The sequence below is a fragment of the Bacillus cereus group sp. BfR-BA-01347 genome (assembly GCF_022663835.1).
Classification (GTDB): Bacteria; Bacillota; Bacilli; order Bacillales; family Bacillaceae_G; genus Bacillus_A; species Bacillus_A thuringiensis_K.
In genome coordinates, this window is record NZ_JAKUGG010000013.1 from 15,166 (window position 1) to 31,617 (window position 16,452).

Genomic DNA, 16,452 nt, shown 5'->3' on the forward strand with positions numbered 1-16,452 from the left:
ATTAAAGCCTCACTTTATTTTTTTACAAGCTTATTCATTACTTCATACAGCTTATTTGCTGCATCTGGAATACCTAGTTGCTTAGCAGCTAGCTTCATATTTTGTAATGTTTGTGCATCTAATAAAATCTCATCAATATCACGAATAAGTGTTTCAGCTGTTAAATCTTTTTCAAGTAACATTTTTGCCGCTCCTTTATCAACAACTGAACGTGCATTCTTTTCCTGATGATTATTGGTTACATACGGACTCGGTATTAACACACTTGGTTTTCCTAACGCTGTTAATTCTGCAAGTGTTGTTGCCCCAGCCCTTGAAACAACAAGGTCTACACCAGTTAGTACCTCTGGCATATTATGAATGAACGGCTTAATAATAACATTGCTTGGGTTCCCTTTTTGCTTAACGGCTTCCATCACTTTGTCATAATGTACTTCACCTGTTACATATAGTATTTCGTAGCTTTTGTTCCCAAACTGTTCAATTGCTTCAACGAAGGCATCGTTAATCGGTCTAGCCCCACGACTTCCACCAAATATAAGTACAGACTTTTTAGGAAGAGAAAGCCCAACTGAACGTTTCCCTTTCATTCCATTTTGATCCATTACCTCTGATGCCCGCGGATTACCTGTCATTACCACTTTTGACTCTGGAAAATGCTCTATAGCTGCTTCAAAACAAACAGCAACTTTATTTACATAACGGCTTAAAAATTTATTCGTTACACCTGGTACACTATTTTGTTCGTGTACAATAGTTGGAATACCTAATTTGGCTGCAGCGTATACAACTGGCCCACATACATAGCCACCCGTTCCAATTACGATATCAGGATTAAAACGACGGATATATCGTTTACTATCCTGTACACCTTTTAGAAAACGCATTACTGTTTTCACATTATCTAATGATATTTTTCGTTTAAATCCACTTATAACAATAGATTGAAATGGTACACCTGCTTTTGGAACGATTGTACTCTCTAGTCCATTTTCCGTACCAATATATAAAAATCTTGCTTCTGGATTTAACTTTTTTATTTCTCTAATTAAAGCAAGAGCTGGATAAATATGACCACCAGTACCCCCACCACTCACTAATACACGCACTACTAACTCCTCCGCTTCTTATTTCCATTATATTTATTTCTATATACATATTGCATTTTTACACACATACGAAAAACCCTGTCTTATAAACAGGGTTTAGTAGCGAGAATGGCGACTTATATTTAATAATACACCTACTGCCATTAACATTAATGTCAAACTTGATCCACCATAACTTAAAAACGGCAAGGTAATACCCGTAACAGGCATCAGTCCTGTTACAACACCAACATTAATCATTACTTGAATCGCAATCATCGCCACAATACCTACTGCTAAAAACGTACCATATAAATCTGGCGCTCCTAATGCGATACGAATCCCGCGCCATAATAATAGACTAAATAATAATAACACAAATGAACCGCCAATAAAACCTAATTCCTCGGATAAGATTGCAAATATAAAGTCAGTTTGTGGTTCAGGTAAATAAAGGAATTTTTGTCTACTTTGTCCAAGTCCAAGCCCAAATAATCCACCAGGTCCAATTGCGAGTAATGATTGGATAATTTGAAATCCACTTCCGAGCGGATCTGACCACGGATCTAAATATGATGTAATGCGTTTCATTCGATACGGTGCTGATGCAATTAACCCTATAAATCCTGCTACACCAATCAAACCAAACATTGCAAAGTGAAAGACCCTCGCTCCCGAAATAAATATCATAATGATACATGTCCCAACCATTACCGTTCCTGTCCCAAGGTCTGGTTGTAACATAATCATCCCAAAAGCAAGAAACACAAAACTAAGTGCCGGTAATAAACCACGTTTAAAAGATGTAATCAATTTTTGCCGTTCTGCTAAAAACTTTGCCAAGAAAATAATCATCGCAAACTTCATAAATTCTGACGGTTGAATCGAAAATGCACCGATTCCAATCCAACTTCGTGCTCCTCCTCGAACAAGACCTACTCCAGGAATAAGAACGAGAATAAGAAGAATGAAGCAAACTAGCAAAATCACTTTTGAATACGTACGCCACACCCAATAATCAATTTTCATAATAAAAAACATAGCTACTACACCAAGACCCGCAAACAGTAATTGTCTTTTTGCAAAAAAGAATGAGTCCCCCATTTTATAAGAGGCCCAAACTGCACTCGCACTATAAACCATAATCATTCCGATTGTCAACAATGAAAGTGTTACGATGATGAGAATAAAATCAGGCGTTTTCTTCATTACCCACAAACACCACCTCTTTAGGCAGAACCTTTTGCCCTATGTAACAAAACATCAGTAGGTGTTAGCCTACTGATGTTTTGATTTACTTTATATAAGTTTATGCACAGCTTGTATAAAAATGTCTCCTCTTTCTTCAAATGTTTTAAATTGATCCCAGCTTGCACACGCTGGAGAAAGAAGAACGACATCACCATCTTTAGAATGAGCATAAGCTTTCACCACTGCTTCATCTAAAGTATCGACACTTTCAATTATATCTAATCCCGCTTTTTCTGCCGCTCTTACTAGTTTAGGAGCTGTTTGTCCAAATGTTACAATCGCTTTTACATTTTTGAAATACGGAATTAAATCATCGAATTCATTTCCTCGATCAAGCCCACCTGCTAGTAACACAATCGGTTGTGTAAACGCAGATAGTGCTTTCTCAGTCGCTAACATATTCGTTGCTTTTGAATCATTATAAAACTTACGGTTGTTAATCGTTGTTACATATTCCAAACGATGTTTTACACCCGTAAAACGTTTTAACACGACCGTAATTGCTTCATTAGAAGTACCTAATAATTTCGCAATACTCATCGCAGCTAAAATATTTTCTAGATTATGTTGACCAGGTAAAACGATATCGCTTACTTCAACAACTTTTTCACCTTTGAAATAAAGAGCGTTATCTTTTATACACGCGCCATCTTCAATTTCTTTCGTTGTCGAAAACAGGATTTTTTGACCTTTAGAATACGCAGACAAAGCCATCACATCTGCATCATCCGCATTTATTACACTATAATCATTTTCTGTTTGATTTTTAAAAATATTTGCTTTCGCTAAACCATATTCTTTCTTCGTCCCATGATAATCTAAGTGGGCCTCAAATAAATTTAAAAACGCAGCAATTTTAGGTTGGAACAATTCTACTCCCATCAATTGAAACGATGAAAGTTCTGTAACTACAACTTCATTTTCTTTTGCATCCTGTGCTACTTCACACGCTACAGTTCCAATGTTCCCTGCAATTACAGGATGCTTTTGTCCTTCTTTTAGCATTTCAAATGTCAGCATTGTCGTCGTCGTTTTACCGTTAGACCCCGTAATCCCAACAAATGGTGCTTCTGAAATACGATATGCTAATTCAACTTCCGTAACAATCGGAATTTGCTTTTCTTTCGCAGCAACTAGTATTTGATTAGAATACGGGATTCCTGGATTTTTTACTACAAGAGAAATATTTCTCTCTAATAATTCTAAAGGATGTCCACCGCATACAACGTCCATTCCTTTTGCTTGTAATTCTGCAGCAAGTACATTCTCTGCTAAAGGCTTTCCGTCATTTACAATAACATTTGCCCCTAACTTTTGTAACAATGTAGCTGCTGCATAACCACTTTTTGCAATGCCTAATACAAGAATATTCTTATTTTGAAATTCAGTTACAGTTTTCAATTACATCCACACCCCGATATAAATTCCTAACACAGCTAATAAAAATCCTGCAGACCAAAACGTCACAACAACACGCCACTCTGACCAACCACATAATTCATAATGATGGTGTAATGGACTCATTTTAAAGACACGTTTTCCTGTTGTTTTAAATGAAATGACCTGAATGATAACCGATAAAGTTTCCATTACGAATACTCCGCCAATAATTACAAGTAGCAATTCTTGTTTTAATAAAATCGCTACAGCTGCAATGGCTCCACCTAAAGCTAATGAACCTGTATCTCCCATAAACACTTTTGCTGGATTCGCATTGAATACTAAAAATCCAAGTACAGCTCCTACAACTGCCATACAGAATATCGCTACTCCAAATTGCTCTTGTGCCACAGCAATAATACTAAATGCTCCAAATGCAATAGCAGCTGTTCCTGATAATAAACCATCTAAACCGTCAGTTAAGTTAACTGCATTCGATCCACCAATAAGCATAAATAGTACAAGTACAAAATACGCCCAACCTAATTCAAACTTAACATCCGTTCCTGGAATCATGATGTATGTGTGGAACGCTTGCCCTTTTCCAATTAAAAAGAATGCAATAGCAATAACAAGCTGACCTACTAATTTTTGTTTTGATGTTAAACCAAGATTTCTCTTCTTAACTACCTTTATGTAGTCATCTAAAAATCCGATCAATCCGTAACCAAATGTCACTAATAGTAATAACGAAACCTCTGCACCTAAATGATTAAACTTAATCGCCATAATAAGTGAAGTTACCATCATAGATACGTATATGACGATACCACCCATTGTCGGTGTCCCTGATTTTTTTTGATGTGACTTCGGTCCCTCATCACGAATACTCTGTCCGAACTTTAATTTTCTTAAAAATGGAATAAACAATGGCGAAAGGGCAACAGAAATTAAGAATGCTACCCCAGCCGTTACTAATAAACCTTGCTCAAGCACATGTAGTCCTCCTCTCACGTTGTTACTCTTCGTTGTTTAAACGCCCTGTAATTGCTTCTTTTGCAACTTCACGATCATCAAAATGATGAACTTCTTTACCAATAATTTGATACGTTTCATGACCCTTACCAGCAATAATAATGATATCATCTGCTTTCGCTTTAGCGATTGCATGGTGTATCGCTTCTTTTCTATCAATAATCACTTCATAATTATTTCCACGTGCACCATGTACCATATCATCTAAAATAACCGCTGGATCTTCACTTCTTGGATTATCTGATGTGTAAATTGCATGAGTTGCATATTTTGTTGCAACACTTGCCATTATCGGTCTCTTCGTCCGGTCCCTATCGCCGCCACAACCAACGATACAATACACATCACCTTTTGCAAATTGTTTCGCAGTTTTTAATACATTTTCTAAACTATCCGGCGTATGTGCGTAATCAACAATAACTGTATAATTTTGCCCTCCATCAACAACTTCAAAACGCCCTGGAACCCCAGCTAGTTCCTTTATAACAGCAATGATTGTTTCTAATTTCACACCCGAAACAAGTCCTGCTGCTGTTGCTGCAAGTACGTTATATACATTAAATTTACCTATTAATTTCATCGTAACATTTACACTTTCATACGGTGTGACAAGCGTAAATGTAGTCCCGCCACTCGTCATAACGATATTTTTTGCCATAATGTCACTTGTTGTATCAATACCATATGTTACAACTGTTGCTGCAGTACTTCTCATATACTCTTCTGTTACATTATCATCGCTATTCAGCACAGCGTACTTTTCACGATTATGATTATAACTATTGCCAAGCTGTGCAAATAGTAACCCTTTTGCATGTTTATATTCTTCCATCGTTTTATGATAGTCTAAATGATCTTGTGTTAAATTCGTAAACACCGCTACATCGTAATCACATCCGTGTACACGACCAAGATCTAACGCATGTGACGAGACCTCCATTACCGTGCTGTCCACACCTTGTTCAACCATTTTTGAAAACGTCTGTTGAAGTGTTAGTGCATCTGGTGTTGTATTTTTCACCTCAAATGTTTCATCACCGATTTTCATATTAATCGTTCCAATTAGCCCTGTTTTATGACCATGTGCTCGCATAATCTCATCCATAATATGCGATGTTGTTGTCTTTCCATTTGTACCTGTAATTCCGATTAAATGTAACTTGTGTGTCGGTTGACCATAAAAATAATCAGCTAAAACCGCTAACGAACGAAAAGTATTTTTCACAAGTACAACTGGAACGTCAACATCAATTGGTCTTTCCGCAACAATAGCAGCCGCTCCTTGTGCCGCTGCTTGCTTAGCAAAATCATGGCTATCAACCGTATATCCTTTCATACATACAAATAAGCTTCCCTCTTTCACTTTACGTGAATCAGCTTCTATAGATGTGATTTCTGGATTTTCTTTTGGAACAACTGGAAAATCATGCAAACATGATACAAGTGTATGCAACTTCATTTCACTAAACCCTCTCTACATTGTTTATTTATCTTTTTTCAGTAAGCAACACATTACCTCCTATATAAGGAGGTAAGTGCTACTGACCTATTTATGAATGAGACACTTACTGTCTCAAATTAAGTAACTGTTCTATAAAGAACTCACTTCCACCAATTGTACCATAAAACGTACTATGTTACCTTTAATTCCCGAAGTAAATTCTAATTTTTGAGCCTTCTTTTACTTTAGCTCCGGCTTCTGGTGATTGTTTAATTACTTTCTCTCCATCTCCACTTATATCAAGCTTCAAATCGACGAGTTGTGTTTGTAAGTCTTTCTTTTTCATTCCAATTAAATTCGGAACTTCTACAGTTGGTGTATCGCCCCATTTATATTCTTTCTCAACTTGTTCTTTTCTCGGTTTCACTCCCATAACAGGAAGCGCATCTCGAAGGATATTCCCGACAATTGGAGCTGCTACCACTCCACCAAACTGTGTAACCCCTTTTGGATTATCAACAGCTACATACACAACAATCTCTGGATCATCCGCTGGAGCAAATCCGATAAAAGATACTATATAATTATTCTCTAAATATTTACCATCTTTCACCTTTTGAGCAGTACCCGTTTTTCCACCTACACGATACCCATCAATATAAGCACCTTTACCAGAACCTTTCGCTACAACATTCTCTAATGCATAACGAACTTTTTCTGAAGTTTCCTTGGAAATAACTTTTCTTTTCTCAACAGGTGTCTTTTTACTAACAACTTGATTATTTTTCGGATCAATAAACTCCTTAGCTATATACGGCTGATACAATGTTCCACCATTTACAGCCGCCGCTACAGCTGCTACTTGTTGAATCGGTGTAACAGAAACCCCTTGGCCGAATGAAGTTGTTGCTTGCTCTACTGGACCAACTTTATCTAAATTAAATAAAATCCCACTGCCTTCACCTTGCAAGTCAATTCCAGTCTTCTGCCCAAAACCAAAATTACGAATGTATTTAAATAATCGGTCTTTACCAAGGCGATCACCAAGTTCAATAAATCCCGGGTTACATGAGTTTTGAACGACTTCTAAAAACGTTTGACTGCCATGACCTCCTGCTTTCCAGCATTTCAATCTAGCTCCACCTACTTCAGCTGCTCCATCATCATAAAACGTATCCTTCTCTAAGTCTACTAAATTTTCATTCAATGCTGCAGCTAATGTAATGATCTTAAATGTTGAACCAGGCTCATACGTACTCCATACAGGTAGATTTCTGTTATACACTTCTGGAGAGACACTTTGAAAATCCGCTGGGTCAAAACTCGGTCGACTAGACATGCCTAAAATTTCACCATTTTTAGGATTCATTGCAATCGCAATCATACCGTCAGGATTATAAGTTGACTCCGCAATATTCATTTCTCTTTCCATAATCCTTGTAATACGCGCATCGATTGTTAATCCTAAATTTAAACCAGCTTCTGGTTTTTTGAAATCATCACCAACATTAGGCATCCTTTGTCCTTTCGCATCTGCAAAAAAACGCACATGACCTTTGTCCCCATTTAGCTCTTTATCATAATATTTCTCTAGTCCCATAAGACCTTGGTTATCGCTACCTGCAAAACCTAATACATGTGATAAAAAGTTTCCAAATGGATAGTACCGGATAGAATCCTCTGCGATATACACGCCCTTCAAACTTAATCCTCGTACTTCTTTCGCTTTGTCATGTGATATTTTCCTTCCGCCTTTATCTAACCTTACAATTGATTCTTTTTTTGTAATCCTTTTATAAATCTCATCTTTTTCCACACCTAATACTGCAGCTAACTTCTCTGCAGTCTCTGCTGGTTTTTCAATTTGCCTCGGTACAACAAAGACAGTTGGAGCACTTTTATTCGTGGCAAGTTCCACACCATTTCGGTCTAAAATTTTCCCACGTTCGGGTTCAAAAGTAATATTACGACTCCATGAATCTTTCGCACGATCCGTTAACATATTCCCAAGAAAAAATTGCACATATCCAAGACGAATATCGATAATAGTGAAAATAAGTATACCTGATATAAGTATAAAAATAAGTCGTTTTCTAACTGTTACATTTGATACACGCATATCGGAACAAGCCTCCCTTACGCCTAGCTTGTTCCAATATATGCTTGTACTTATTTAATTAGAACTTATTCTCTTTTACCATTACGGCTTTTCTGCTTCTTGCTGTGGTTCGAGTGGCGGTACGAGTGTGACACCTAATTCTGTACCAGGTTGTAATAATGTTCCTTCCGCCACACTTTGTTCTGTTACGTATCCTGTACCAGAAGGTTTCAAGTTAAGCTGTAATGTCTTCGCTAAATTCATAACATCACGCAGTGCCCATCCTTGTATATTTGGCATTGTAGGCTTATCTCCTACCAAGAAGACTCGGTCGCCTTTTAATGTTTGTTCAGTCGCTTTTGGTACTTGTTGCTGTACTTTCCCTTCACCTAGTACGATTGGACGAAGTTTTGCTTTATCAATCGCTTTCCCCGCTTCAGCCATCGTTTTACCAGTTACATCTGGAACAGTAGTTTGTTGTTCTTTCAGATGTTTTTTCGGATCTTTCACTTCATTTGGCTTAATCTTTAAATACTCTAAACTATTTTTTGTTACATATTTAAAAATATCAGCTAAAGGTTGTGCACCGTTCTCATCATCTTTTAATTTCGGCTGTTTAACAGCTACATACACAACAAGTTGTGGATCGTCCATTGGTGCCATACCTAAGAATGAGAATATATAATTCTGTCTTCCTGTCATATAGCCCCCTTTTCCATCCGGAATTTGCGCTGTACCTGTTTTACCACCAACTGAATATCCATCAATTTTATAAGCTGTCCCTGTACCTTTCGGAGATGTAACAACACGTTCTAATAACTGTCTTACTTGCGCTGCTGTTTCCTTTGTAACAGGTTTTCCTACTTCTTCTGGCTTATGTTCTAATTTTACTTTGTCTGTTATTGGGTCTACAATTTTATCAATTGCATAAGGTTTCATCATTTTTCCATCATTTGCAATGGCCGTTGCAGCTTGTACAAGCTGAATTGGTGTTACAGTGGAACCTTGTCCAAAAGCTGTTGTCACTTGTTGTATTTGCTGATCAAATAAAATTGTATTCGATCCTTCACCTGATAAATCAATGTTCGTTTTTTCATCTAATCCAAAACTATGAATATATTTTCGGAAACGTTCTGGACCAAGTTTTTGATCTCCTAAAATTGCAAACGCTACGTTTGAAGAACGCTCTACCCCTTCATCAAACGTGATAGAGCCCCAACCAGCACCGCCGTTATGATCTTTTATTTTCCTATTTCCGACTTGATATGTCCCAGATTGATAATAATCTTGTCCTTTGTACACACCTTCATTAATAGCTGCCGCTAACGTGAAAATTTTCATTGTTGATCCAGGTTCAAATGCATTGGCAATTGCGTCATTGAAGAAATATTTAATTTGGCGATCATTAGGGTCATAACTAGGTTTAGTAGACATCGCTAATATTTTTCCGGTTTTCGGATCTGCAACAATCCCTATTAAACTTTCTGGCTCATATTGCTTACTTGCTGCTTTCATCGCATCTTCTAAATAACTTTGGACACGTTGATCAATTGTCAAATACGCGTTATCTCCATTTTTAGGTGCCTTTACATTAACTTTTCCACCATCAAGGGACACACCTTTACGATCACCTGTATATGCTACTTCTCCATTGGAAGCACTTAAGTATTTATCCAAGCTTTTCTCTATGCCAAATTGACCTACCGAGGTTCCATTCTCATTTGGTTTTGCATGACCTATAACGTAAGATGCAAAATCACCGTTTGGATACACCCTTGCATTTTCTGTAATAAAAGATATTCCTGGCAACTTCAACGCTTCTATTTGTTCCTTCTTTTCTTTCGTCAAATCCTTACCTAACGTTCCAAATTCGACTTGACTTCTACCTTCCTTATTTAAAGAAGCTAAAATATCCTCTTCGCCTTTTCCAAGTACTCCTGCAATTTTCTTTGCAGTATCTTCTTTATTCTCAACAGAGTTAGCTCCTTTTAGCGCAGCTACTATTTTATAAGAGTTTGCGTCTTGCGCTAACACATGACCGTTTTGATCATAAATAGTTCCTCGGTTCGCTTCAAGAACTCCTTTTTTACTATGCTTTTGTTTAGCAAGTGCATCTAAATCCTGATTATGAACTGTTCCTGTTGATTGTATGTAAAAAAATCGGGCTAATAACAGCAAAAAGAGCAGGAGGAAAAATATCATAAAATAACCTGCTCCCTTATTGGTATGAAATTTAGTCATATTCTTCTTCATCGTTCCTTCACACCTATTGCCTTATTTGAGGCCTTTCACATTATTCGCATTAATTTCTAGCCCGTGTTTTTTTGCAACTTCAGCGATTCGTTCATAGCGACTTAACTTCTCTACTTCAGCTTGTAATTCTTGATTTTCTTTTTGCTGCTGTACAATTTTTTCTTCTATCGTCGCTGCTTCTACATTAACTTGATAAAGGCCTGCTTTATTTCCAATAAACGCGACACAGGCATACAATAAAAAGCCAATAAACGCTACATACAACAATTTTTCGATTCTTGTAATTTTCGCTTTAACCTTCGGCTTAGCCATCTGCTGTGGGGGCGTTTGAATTTGCACCTCTTCTTGCGCTTGTTGTTTGTACTTTACAGCTAAATTAGTCATACCTCTCTCTCCCTTTTATCGTTTTTCAGCGATTCTCAACTTCGCAGAACGCGCACGATTATTTTCTTCTAGCTCTATATCAGAAGGTAAAATCGGTTTTCTTGTAATAAGCTTTAATTTCGGCTTAAATTCATCAGGAATAATCGGTAATCCTGGCGGCAATTGTGGCGTTGTACTATTTCGCTTAAACGTTGTTTTACAAATACGATCTTCTAATGAATGGAATGTTATAACACTAACCCTTCCACCTGGCTTAACCATCTCAATAGCAGATTCCAATGCTTCTTCAAATACTTTTAATTCATCATTTACAGCTATACGAATTGCCTGAAACACTCGCTTAGCAGGATGCCCACCCGTTCTACGAGCTGGAGCCGGAATACCTTCTTTAATTAGCTCTACTAATTCTCCTGTCGTTTCAATAGCTTTATTCTCACGATAAGCTTCAATTTTTCTTGCAATTTGTTTTGAAAATTTTTCTTCACCGTATTGGAAGAAAATCCTTACAAGTTGTTCATATGACCAGCTATTTACAACATCATACGCTGTTAATGGGGCATCTTGATCCATCCGCATATCTAGCGGTGCATCATGATGATAACTAAAGCCTCGTTCTGGTGTATCTAATTGTGGGGATGAAACACCTAAATCAAATAAAATACCGTCTACTTCTGTTATACCTATTTCCTGCAGTTTTTCAGCTAAATAACGGAAGTTACTCTTTACTGTTATAAACTGTTCACCGTATGAAGAGAACTTTTCTTTCGCGTTTTGAATCGCTATCTCATCTTGATCAAACGCTATTAATTTTCCACCTTCAGTTAATTGGGATAATAAATAAGAACTATGTCCTCCTCCCCCCAGTGTACAATCTACATATGTACCATCTGGCTTTATATCTAAGCCGTCTACTGTTTCCTTTAAAAGCACTGTTACGTGTTTAAACATTGTTGCACCTACTCTTTTTCCAATTAATTATGTTGAATGTATCCCTTCCTCTAAACACATATTTCACGCTTAGAGAATGAAATAATACGAAAGAACGACTCATTTAACTTACCAACAAAGGCAACATACTATACAAATCGCTATTTTCTTTTATTATATACTAAATTTTATCATCTTTTGCGGGAATTTAAATAAAAAACTGTCGAAAAAGCGAATAATACGTTTACATTTTGTGCTATTTTGTCATATATTTAAGTATCCAGCACAATTACCATATCCAACATTTTTTGATTGATAATTCAGAAAAAAATCACTTCACAGTAAATTCAACGGAATAAAAATAAAATCCTGCTCCAAAGAGCAAGATTTTATAGTTTTATAACATGATGTTTTCCGTCCCAAGAAAAAGGGTTTTCCATTACACGATCAACGAAATCCAAACCAAACTGATTTAAATAATAACATACATTCCACACACGTTCTTGTGGTGCACCTAATGGACGAAGTGCGAATTGTATACGACGGAATTTATTTAGCTGAACCTCATACTTTTTCTCAACATTTCTTTTCAACATTCTTTCCAGCAGTTCAATTTGTTCATTAATTTTCAATTCGTTTTTCCCTGCAAACGCACCTAACCCTGGCTCTATTTTCTTTACAAATTGCTGTAAAGATGTATGAATATCAGCAATTTCTTTTTTCGCCTTTTCAAAATGATCATCAATCGGTTCCTCTATTTGATTGGACAACCAGTTTTCACGCAATTTATCGACATCATTTAAAAATGGATCACTTTCTCTCAATTGCAAATCAAATAAATCTGTCGCTATATCTCTCTCCATATAAGTAATTGTAAGACGAGGAACGACAGGTGGCATTTGAAAACCGACAGTATGGAATACTTGTTGTAATTCACTCCAATAAGCTAATTCTCCTGGACCTCCAATAAATGCGAGCGTAGGAAATACATACTCTTGCATAAGAGGACGTGTTACAACGTTATTACTAAAATGCGCCGGATTTCTCTCCATCTCTTCAATCAACTCTTCGTATGAAAAGGAATGCGCCCCATCCTTTCCAACAAACTTACCTTGATGCTCTTCAAGCAATACTCGTTCATTATTTATTTCCATGAATATATGCACTGCATGAGACTTCGTTTCAATAATCGGTTTGTATCCTAGTTCTTTAATTACTTCCTGCTGATTTCGAAGGCCCTCTTGTACCTCTTTATACTTACTTATAACTCGCTTAAAAAATGGAATTTCTAACTTTCTTAATTCAGGATGATGTGAATCAACAAGGATTAAACCAGAATTAGCAAAGATTTTCGTAATAAGATGAGCAAAGAAATCTACATACGTATTCGATTTTTTCAAAGCATCATCAACAAATTTTAATACATCCTTCGTAAAATTTGTTTCTGGGTATGTTTTAAAAATCTCTTCAATCCAATTTCTACAATCTTCAACAGAAAGTTCAGACTCAGAAGCACTCGCCTTTTTCGGATTACGGTCATAAAAAATTGTTTTTTTCAACTTTTTATTTTTTGCTACGAAAGTATGGTTAATCTCATCCATATCATGGTCTTCACCCGCAATCCAGAAGACAGGGACAACTTTAACTCCTAAACTTACTTCCTTTTCCTTTGCAAGCTGTAAAATTGAAATAACTTTATGAATTGTATAAAGCGGTCCAGTTAATAACCCCGCTTGTTGTCCAGCTATAACAACATATGTATTTTCATCTCCAAGCGCTTTTACATTTTGAATTGTAGATTCTCCCGCTTGTAATTTTGTATTATATTCTAATAAATGCGCTACTAAATCTTGGCGGAAAAACTCCCTTTCACGCAAATCATGTAAACGTTGTTTAAAAGCATCTTCTGTTAACACATAATCAAAACATGACTGTATCTCTTTTTTACCGTTCATATAGTCCGCTACAACACCTTGTTGCGGAACAGAGATTTCTTTTATCTCCATATAATTCTTCCTTTCGTATCCAGTTCTCTCACCAATCCACATTGTAGTCAATGTTTCACGTAAAAGCAAAGAATAACACTTATACTCTTGTTTCTAAACCTTTTATTGCATCGAACAAAAATTGAAGTATCGGAGCTGTTCGTTGCTGTTTCTTAGCTTCTTCTAATACATATCCAACAATCGCATTAATTTCCGTCTGTCTATTCGCTCTTACATCCGCTAACATAGAGGATGTATTACGAGACGTTCCTTCACACACATTTCGTACCATTTGCCATATCATTTCTTTTTCTCCTTTAATAAGAAATGTGACCTCCTGAAACACTTGCTCCATCATTTGATAAAAAAAACGATTCGTGATTAATTCACCATTCTTAACTCCCAATAATGCTGTCAACGGATTGATACATACATTTACTACTAATTTTTTGTGCATAATCTCTTCCCAATCCGTTTCTATTTGAACTGGAAAATAAGCAACAGGAAAATAATTGAATATTTTTTTAAAATGTATAGATTGACCACAAACCACTCCAAATTTTGTTACCCCTATCCCAGTATGATGAACGATATGCCCTCCCTCTTTTTTCGCACCATGTTCTACAATACCAACAGCTATATTTTCACTCCCTATGTTCAGCATCTTTTGAAGATGCGACATTCCGTTTTGCAAAAAGATTAATGATGATGCCCCTTCCACAAACGGTAGTATGTCATCTATATGATATTGCTTCACAGCAACAAATATATAATCTAAATTTTGCGCTACCATACTTTCTATCGGTAAAACAGATGGATATACTGTTTCACATCTTCCATCTCTAATACAAGTTACACCTGTTTCCTTCAATTCTTCCGCCTGCTTAGCCGTCCTAGTAAACAACGTAACATCTTGGTTATTTTTTTGTAAATAAAATGTATACAATAGACCAATAGCACCTGGTCCGACAATTCCAATTTTCATTTTCACACAAGGAATTCACATTAAGTGCCCTTGCCTTCCCCCCTTTATATCTTTTTAAAGCACATGAGCACGCCCTATAATTCCGCTGTCCTTTGCCCAACAAATACACTCTCATTTTTCACTATGTATGTACTACCTATTAATACGCTTCTACTCTTAGTTTAGCAAATCCTCAAAAAAATAAAAAAAGAAATATACTATCTTCTTCATAAAAATAAAAAAATGAGTTATAATATTATTGTAAATATTTTTACTTTTCTGCATTCAACGAGACAAGAAAAGGATGTGATGTAATGGGATTCCCAAAAGTTGAGCGCTTGCTCATCAATTATAAAACGTTAGATGAATTCAAAAAATTTAAAGGGTGCGGAGCCCAGGAACTATCTATGCTGGAAGAATTACAAGCAAACATTATTGAAAACGACAGTGAATCTCCATTTTACGGTATTTATTACGGTGGATCACTAATTGCACGTATGAGTCTATATATGAAAAGAAATGGCGGAGAACCATTCGAAATTACAGGTCCCTACCTCGAACTTTATAAACTTGAAGTATTACCAACTTTTCAAAAACAAGGATTCGGGCAAATGCTTGTAAATCATGCGAAACAAATGCAATTCCCTATTAAAACGATAGCACGTATTCATTCAGCTGGTTTTTGGGATAAATTAAATTTCAATCCCGTATCAGTAACTGATGGAGATTTTTATATTTGGCATCCAGAAGCAAATTTGAATGCGGTTACAAATGAAGAATCAGCTTAAGAAATAAAAAAACAGCTGTATAACAGCTGTTTTTTATTTCTTAAGCTTCTCTAACTTCTCATTCGAGCGAGCATTGTTTCTTTCCGCTACCATTACACTTCTTTTTTGATCGATATAATCAAGTAATGTTCTATACTCTTCTTCATATACTGATAACCGCTCCAGAAGACGCTCTCTTTCTGTTTGTAATGATTCAACTTGTTGTTGCAACACCGTTAAAGAGTTTTCATCTTTATAATTTTGCAAGAAATCAATAACATCATTCAACGTAATTGACATAGGTTCTAACACCTTTGTCTCTTTCACTTCATAATTTTCTACTTTACGAAGTTGCTTTGCTTCCTCAATACGTTCTTTAAATTGCTTTCTTACGTAAGAATTCCATCTAAACCCACATGCTGCTGGTGTACGAGATAAATTTTTTCCCACTTCCTTAAAGGCAGAAAGTTGTGTTCCACCTTCTCGAATATGCCGGAGTACTACTTCTGCCAGAAGCAAATCTTCATCATCAGTCCAAGCATCTTGTCTTGTTGTCGCCATCTCTCTAGTCCTCCCTATGCATTTTTTATTAAGCATATGCAGTTACTAGAAAAGATAGAATACAACAACTAAAGATTAAGACAAAAAAAATAAACGCAGAAGATATCTTCTGCGTTTATTTTCCCGCAATTACTTGCTGATTACTTCTTTACCTTTGTAAGTACCGCATGCTTTACATACACGGTGAGCTAATTTCGCTTCACCACAGCTTGGGCACTCTACCATACCAGGTACTGATAATTTGAAATGCGTACGACGCTTTCTTTTTACTGTTTTAGAAGTTCTTCTAAAAGGTACAGCCATTCTTCCCACCTCCTT

At 36.4% G+C, this 16,452-nt stretch carries 14 protein-coding genes; 1 reads left to right on the plus strand and 13 read right to left on the minus strand.

All coding sequences use genetic code 11. The features are described from left to right. Nucleotides 1–14: 14 nt before the first annotated feature. From murG to panE, 11 genes are all read right to left on the minus strand, one after another. A complete protein-coding gene (murG, locus tag MR143_RS18695) occupies nucleotides 15–1,109 on the minus strand; it encodes an undecaprenyldiphospho-muramoylpentapeptide beta-N-acetylglucosaminyltransferase (RefSeq protein ID WP_001265422.1) in 1,095 nt (364 codons plus the stop codon). A gap of 96 nt (nucleotides 1,110–1,205) precedes the next feature. Continuing rightward, nucleotides 1,206–2,297 carry a stage V sporulation protein E gene (gene spoVE, locus MR143_RS18700; RefSeq protein ID WP_000753519.1) on the minus strand — a complete coding sequence of 364 codons (1,092 nt, stop codon included), beginning with the start codon at nucleotides 2,295–2,297 and terminating at the stop codon, nucleotides 1,206–1,208. A gap of 90 nt (nucleotides 2,298–2,387) precedes the next feature. Then, nucleotides 2,388–3,740, minus strand: a complete 1,353-nt coding sequence (murD, locus tag MR143_RS18705; RefSeq protein WP_000860130.1) for a UDP-N-acetylmuramoyl-L-alanine--D-glutamate ligase — start codon at nucleotides 3,738–3,740, stop codon at nucleotides 2,388–2,390. After that, nucleotides 3,741–4,715, minus strand: a complete 975-nt coding sequence (gene mraY, locus MR143_RS18710; RefSeq protein ID WP_000893057.1) for a phospho-N-acetylmuramoyl-pentapeptide-transferase — start codon at nucleotides 4,713–4,715, stop codon at nucleotides 3,741–3,743. 22 nt (nucleotides 4,716–4,737) lie between these two features. Then, nucleotides 4,738–6,213, minus strand: a complete 1,476-nt coding sequence (murE, locus tag MR143_RS18715) for a UDP-N-acetylmuramoyl-L-alanyl-D-glutamate--2,6-diaminopimelate ligase (RefSeq protein WP_000766317.1) — start codon at nucleotides 6,211–6,213, stop codon at nucleotides 4,738–4,740. Nucleotides 6,214–6,397: 184 nt separating this feature from the next. Then, nucleotides 6,398–8,314, minus strand: coding sequence for a stage V sporulation protein D (locus tag MR143_RS18720; RefSeq protein ID WP_001266234.1), 1,917 nt, complete (start codon nucleotides 8,312–8,314; stop codon nucleotides 6,398–6,400). Nucleotides 8,315–8,395: 81 nt separating this feature from the next. Then, nucleotides 8,396–10,546, minus strand: coding sequence for a penicillin-binding protein (locus MR143_RS18725; protein WP_000739955.1), 2,151 nt, complete (start codon nucleotides 10,544–10,546; stop codon nucleotides 8,396–8,398). Nucleotides 10,547–10,567: 21 nt separating this feature from the next. Continuing rightward, complete coding sequence (gene ftsL / locus MR143_RS18730; RefSeq protein WP_000182804.1) at nucleotides 10,568–10,930, minus strand: cell division protein FtsL; 363 nt, start codon at nucleotides 10,928–10,930, stop codon at nucleotides 10,568–10,570. Between the two features lie 15 nt (nucleotides 10,931–10,945). Continuing rightward, complete coding sequence (gene rsmH / locus MR143_RS18735) at nucleotides 10,946–11,878, minus strand: 16S rRNA (cytosine(1402)-N(4))-methyltransferase RsmH (protein ID WP_000472508.1); 933 nt, start codon at nucleotides 11,876–11,878, stop codon at nucleotides 10,946–10,948. A gap of 368 nt (nucleotides 11,879–12,246) precedes the next feature. Beyond that, nucleotides 12,247–13,863 (minus strand): bacillithiol biosynthesis cysteine-adding enzyme BshC, encoded by a 1,617-nt coding sequence (bshC, locus tag MR143_RS18740; protein ID WP_000403069.1) that lies wholly within the window; start codon nucleotides 13,861–13,863, stop codon nucleotides 12,247–12,249. A 79-nt stretch (nucleotides 13,864–13,942) separates the two neighbouring features. Further along, nucleotides 13,943–14,827, minus strand: coding sequence for a 2-dehydropantoate 2-reductase (gene panE / locus MR143_RS18745; RefSeq protein WP_242280893.1), 885 nt, complete (start codon nucleotides 14,825–14,827; stop codon nucleotides 13,943–13,945). 293 nt (nucleotides 14,828–15,120) lie between these two features. Here panE and MR143_RS18750 point away from each other — a divergent pair, with 293 nt between their 5' ends. Continuing rightward, nucleotides 15,121–15,594 (plus strand): N-acetyltransferase, encoded by a 474-nt coding sequence (locus MR143_RS18750; protein WP_000506692.1) that lies wholly within the window; start codon nucleotides 15,121–15,123, stop codon nucleotides 15,592–15,594. A gap of 33 nt (nucleotides 15,595–15,627) precedes the next feature. On the opposite strand, the gene MR143_RS18755 is transcribed toward MR143_RS18750, so the two are convergent. Continuing rightward, the gene (locus MR143_RS18755) at nucleotides 15,628–16,134 is read right to left on the minus strand and encodes an RsfA family transcriptional regulator (RefSeq protein WP_000246464.1); all 507 of its coding nucleotides are present in this window, start codon (nucleotides 16,132–16,134) and stop codon (nucleotides 15,628–15,630) included. Between the two features lie 129 nt (nucleotides 16,135–16,263). After that, nucleotides 16,264–16,437: a 50S ribosomal protein L32 gene (gene rpmF, locus MR143_RS18760; protein ID WP_001984764.1), complete on the minus strand. Its 174-nt coding sequence runs from the start codon at nucleotides 16,435–16,437 to the stop codon at nucleotides 16,264–16,266. Between the last annotated feature and the right edge of the window lie 15 nt (nucleotides 16,438–16,452).

Bases quoted from the DNA above. Each gene is read 5' to 3' on its own strand.
- bshC (WP_000403069.1), bottom strand. From the start codon at position 13,863: ATGGAGATAAAAGAAATCTCTGTTCCGCAACAAGGTGTTGTAGCGGAC.
- ftsL (WP_000182804.1), bottom strand. From the start codon at position 10,930: ATGACTAATTTAGCTGTAAAGTACAAACAACAAGCGCAAGAAGAGGTG.
- MR143_RS18720 (WP_001266234.1), bottom strand. From the start codon at position 8,314: ATGCGTGTATCAAATGTAACAGTTAGAAAACGACTTATTTTTATACTT.
- spoVE (WP_000753519.1), bottom strand. From the start codon at position 2,297: ATGAAGAAAACGCCTGATTTTATTCTCATCATCGTAACACTTTCATTG.
- rsmH (WP_000472508.1), bottom strand. From the start codon at position 11,878: ATGTTTAAACACGTAACAGTGCTTTTAAAGGAAACAGTAGACGGCTTA.
- MR143_RS18750 (WP_000506692.1), top strand. From the start codon at position 15,121: ATGGGATTCCCAAAAGTTGAGCGCTTGCTCATCAATTATAAAACGTTA.
- rpmF (WP_001984764.1), bottom strand. From the start codon at position 16,437: ATGGCTGTACCTTTTAGAAGAACTTCTAAAACAGTAAAAAGAAAGCGT.
- murE (WP_000766317.1), bottom strand. From the start codon at position 6,213: ATGAAGTTGCATACACTTGTATCATGTTTGCATGATTTTCCAGTTGTT.
- MR143_RS18725 (WP_000739955.1), bottom strand. From the start codon at position 10,546: ATGAAGAAGAATATGACTAAATTTCATACCAATAAGGGAGCAGGTTAT.
- panE (WP_242280893.1), bottom strand. From the start codon at position 14,827: ATGAAAATTGGAATTGTCGGACCAGGTGCTATTGGTCTATTGTATACA.
- MR143_RS18755 (WP_000246464.1), bottom strand. From the start codon at position 16,134: ATGGCGACAACAAGACAAGATGCTTGGACTGATGATGAAGATTTGCTT.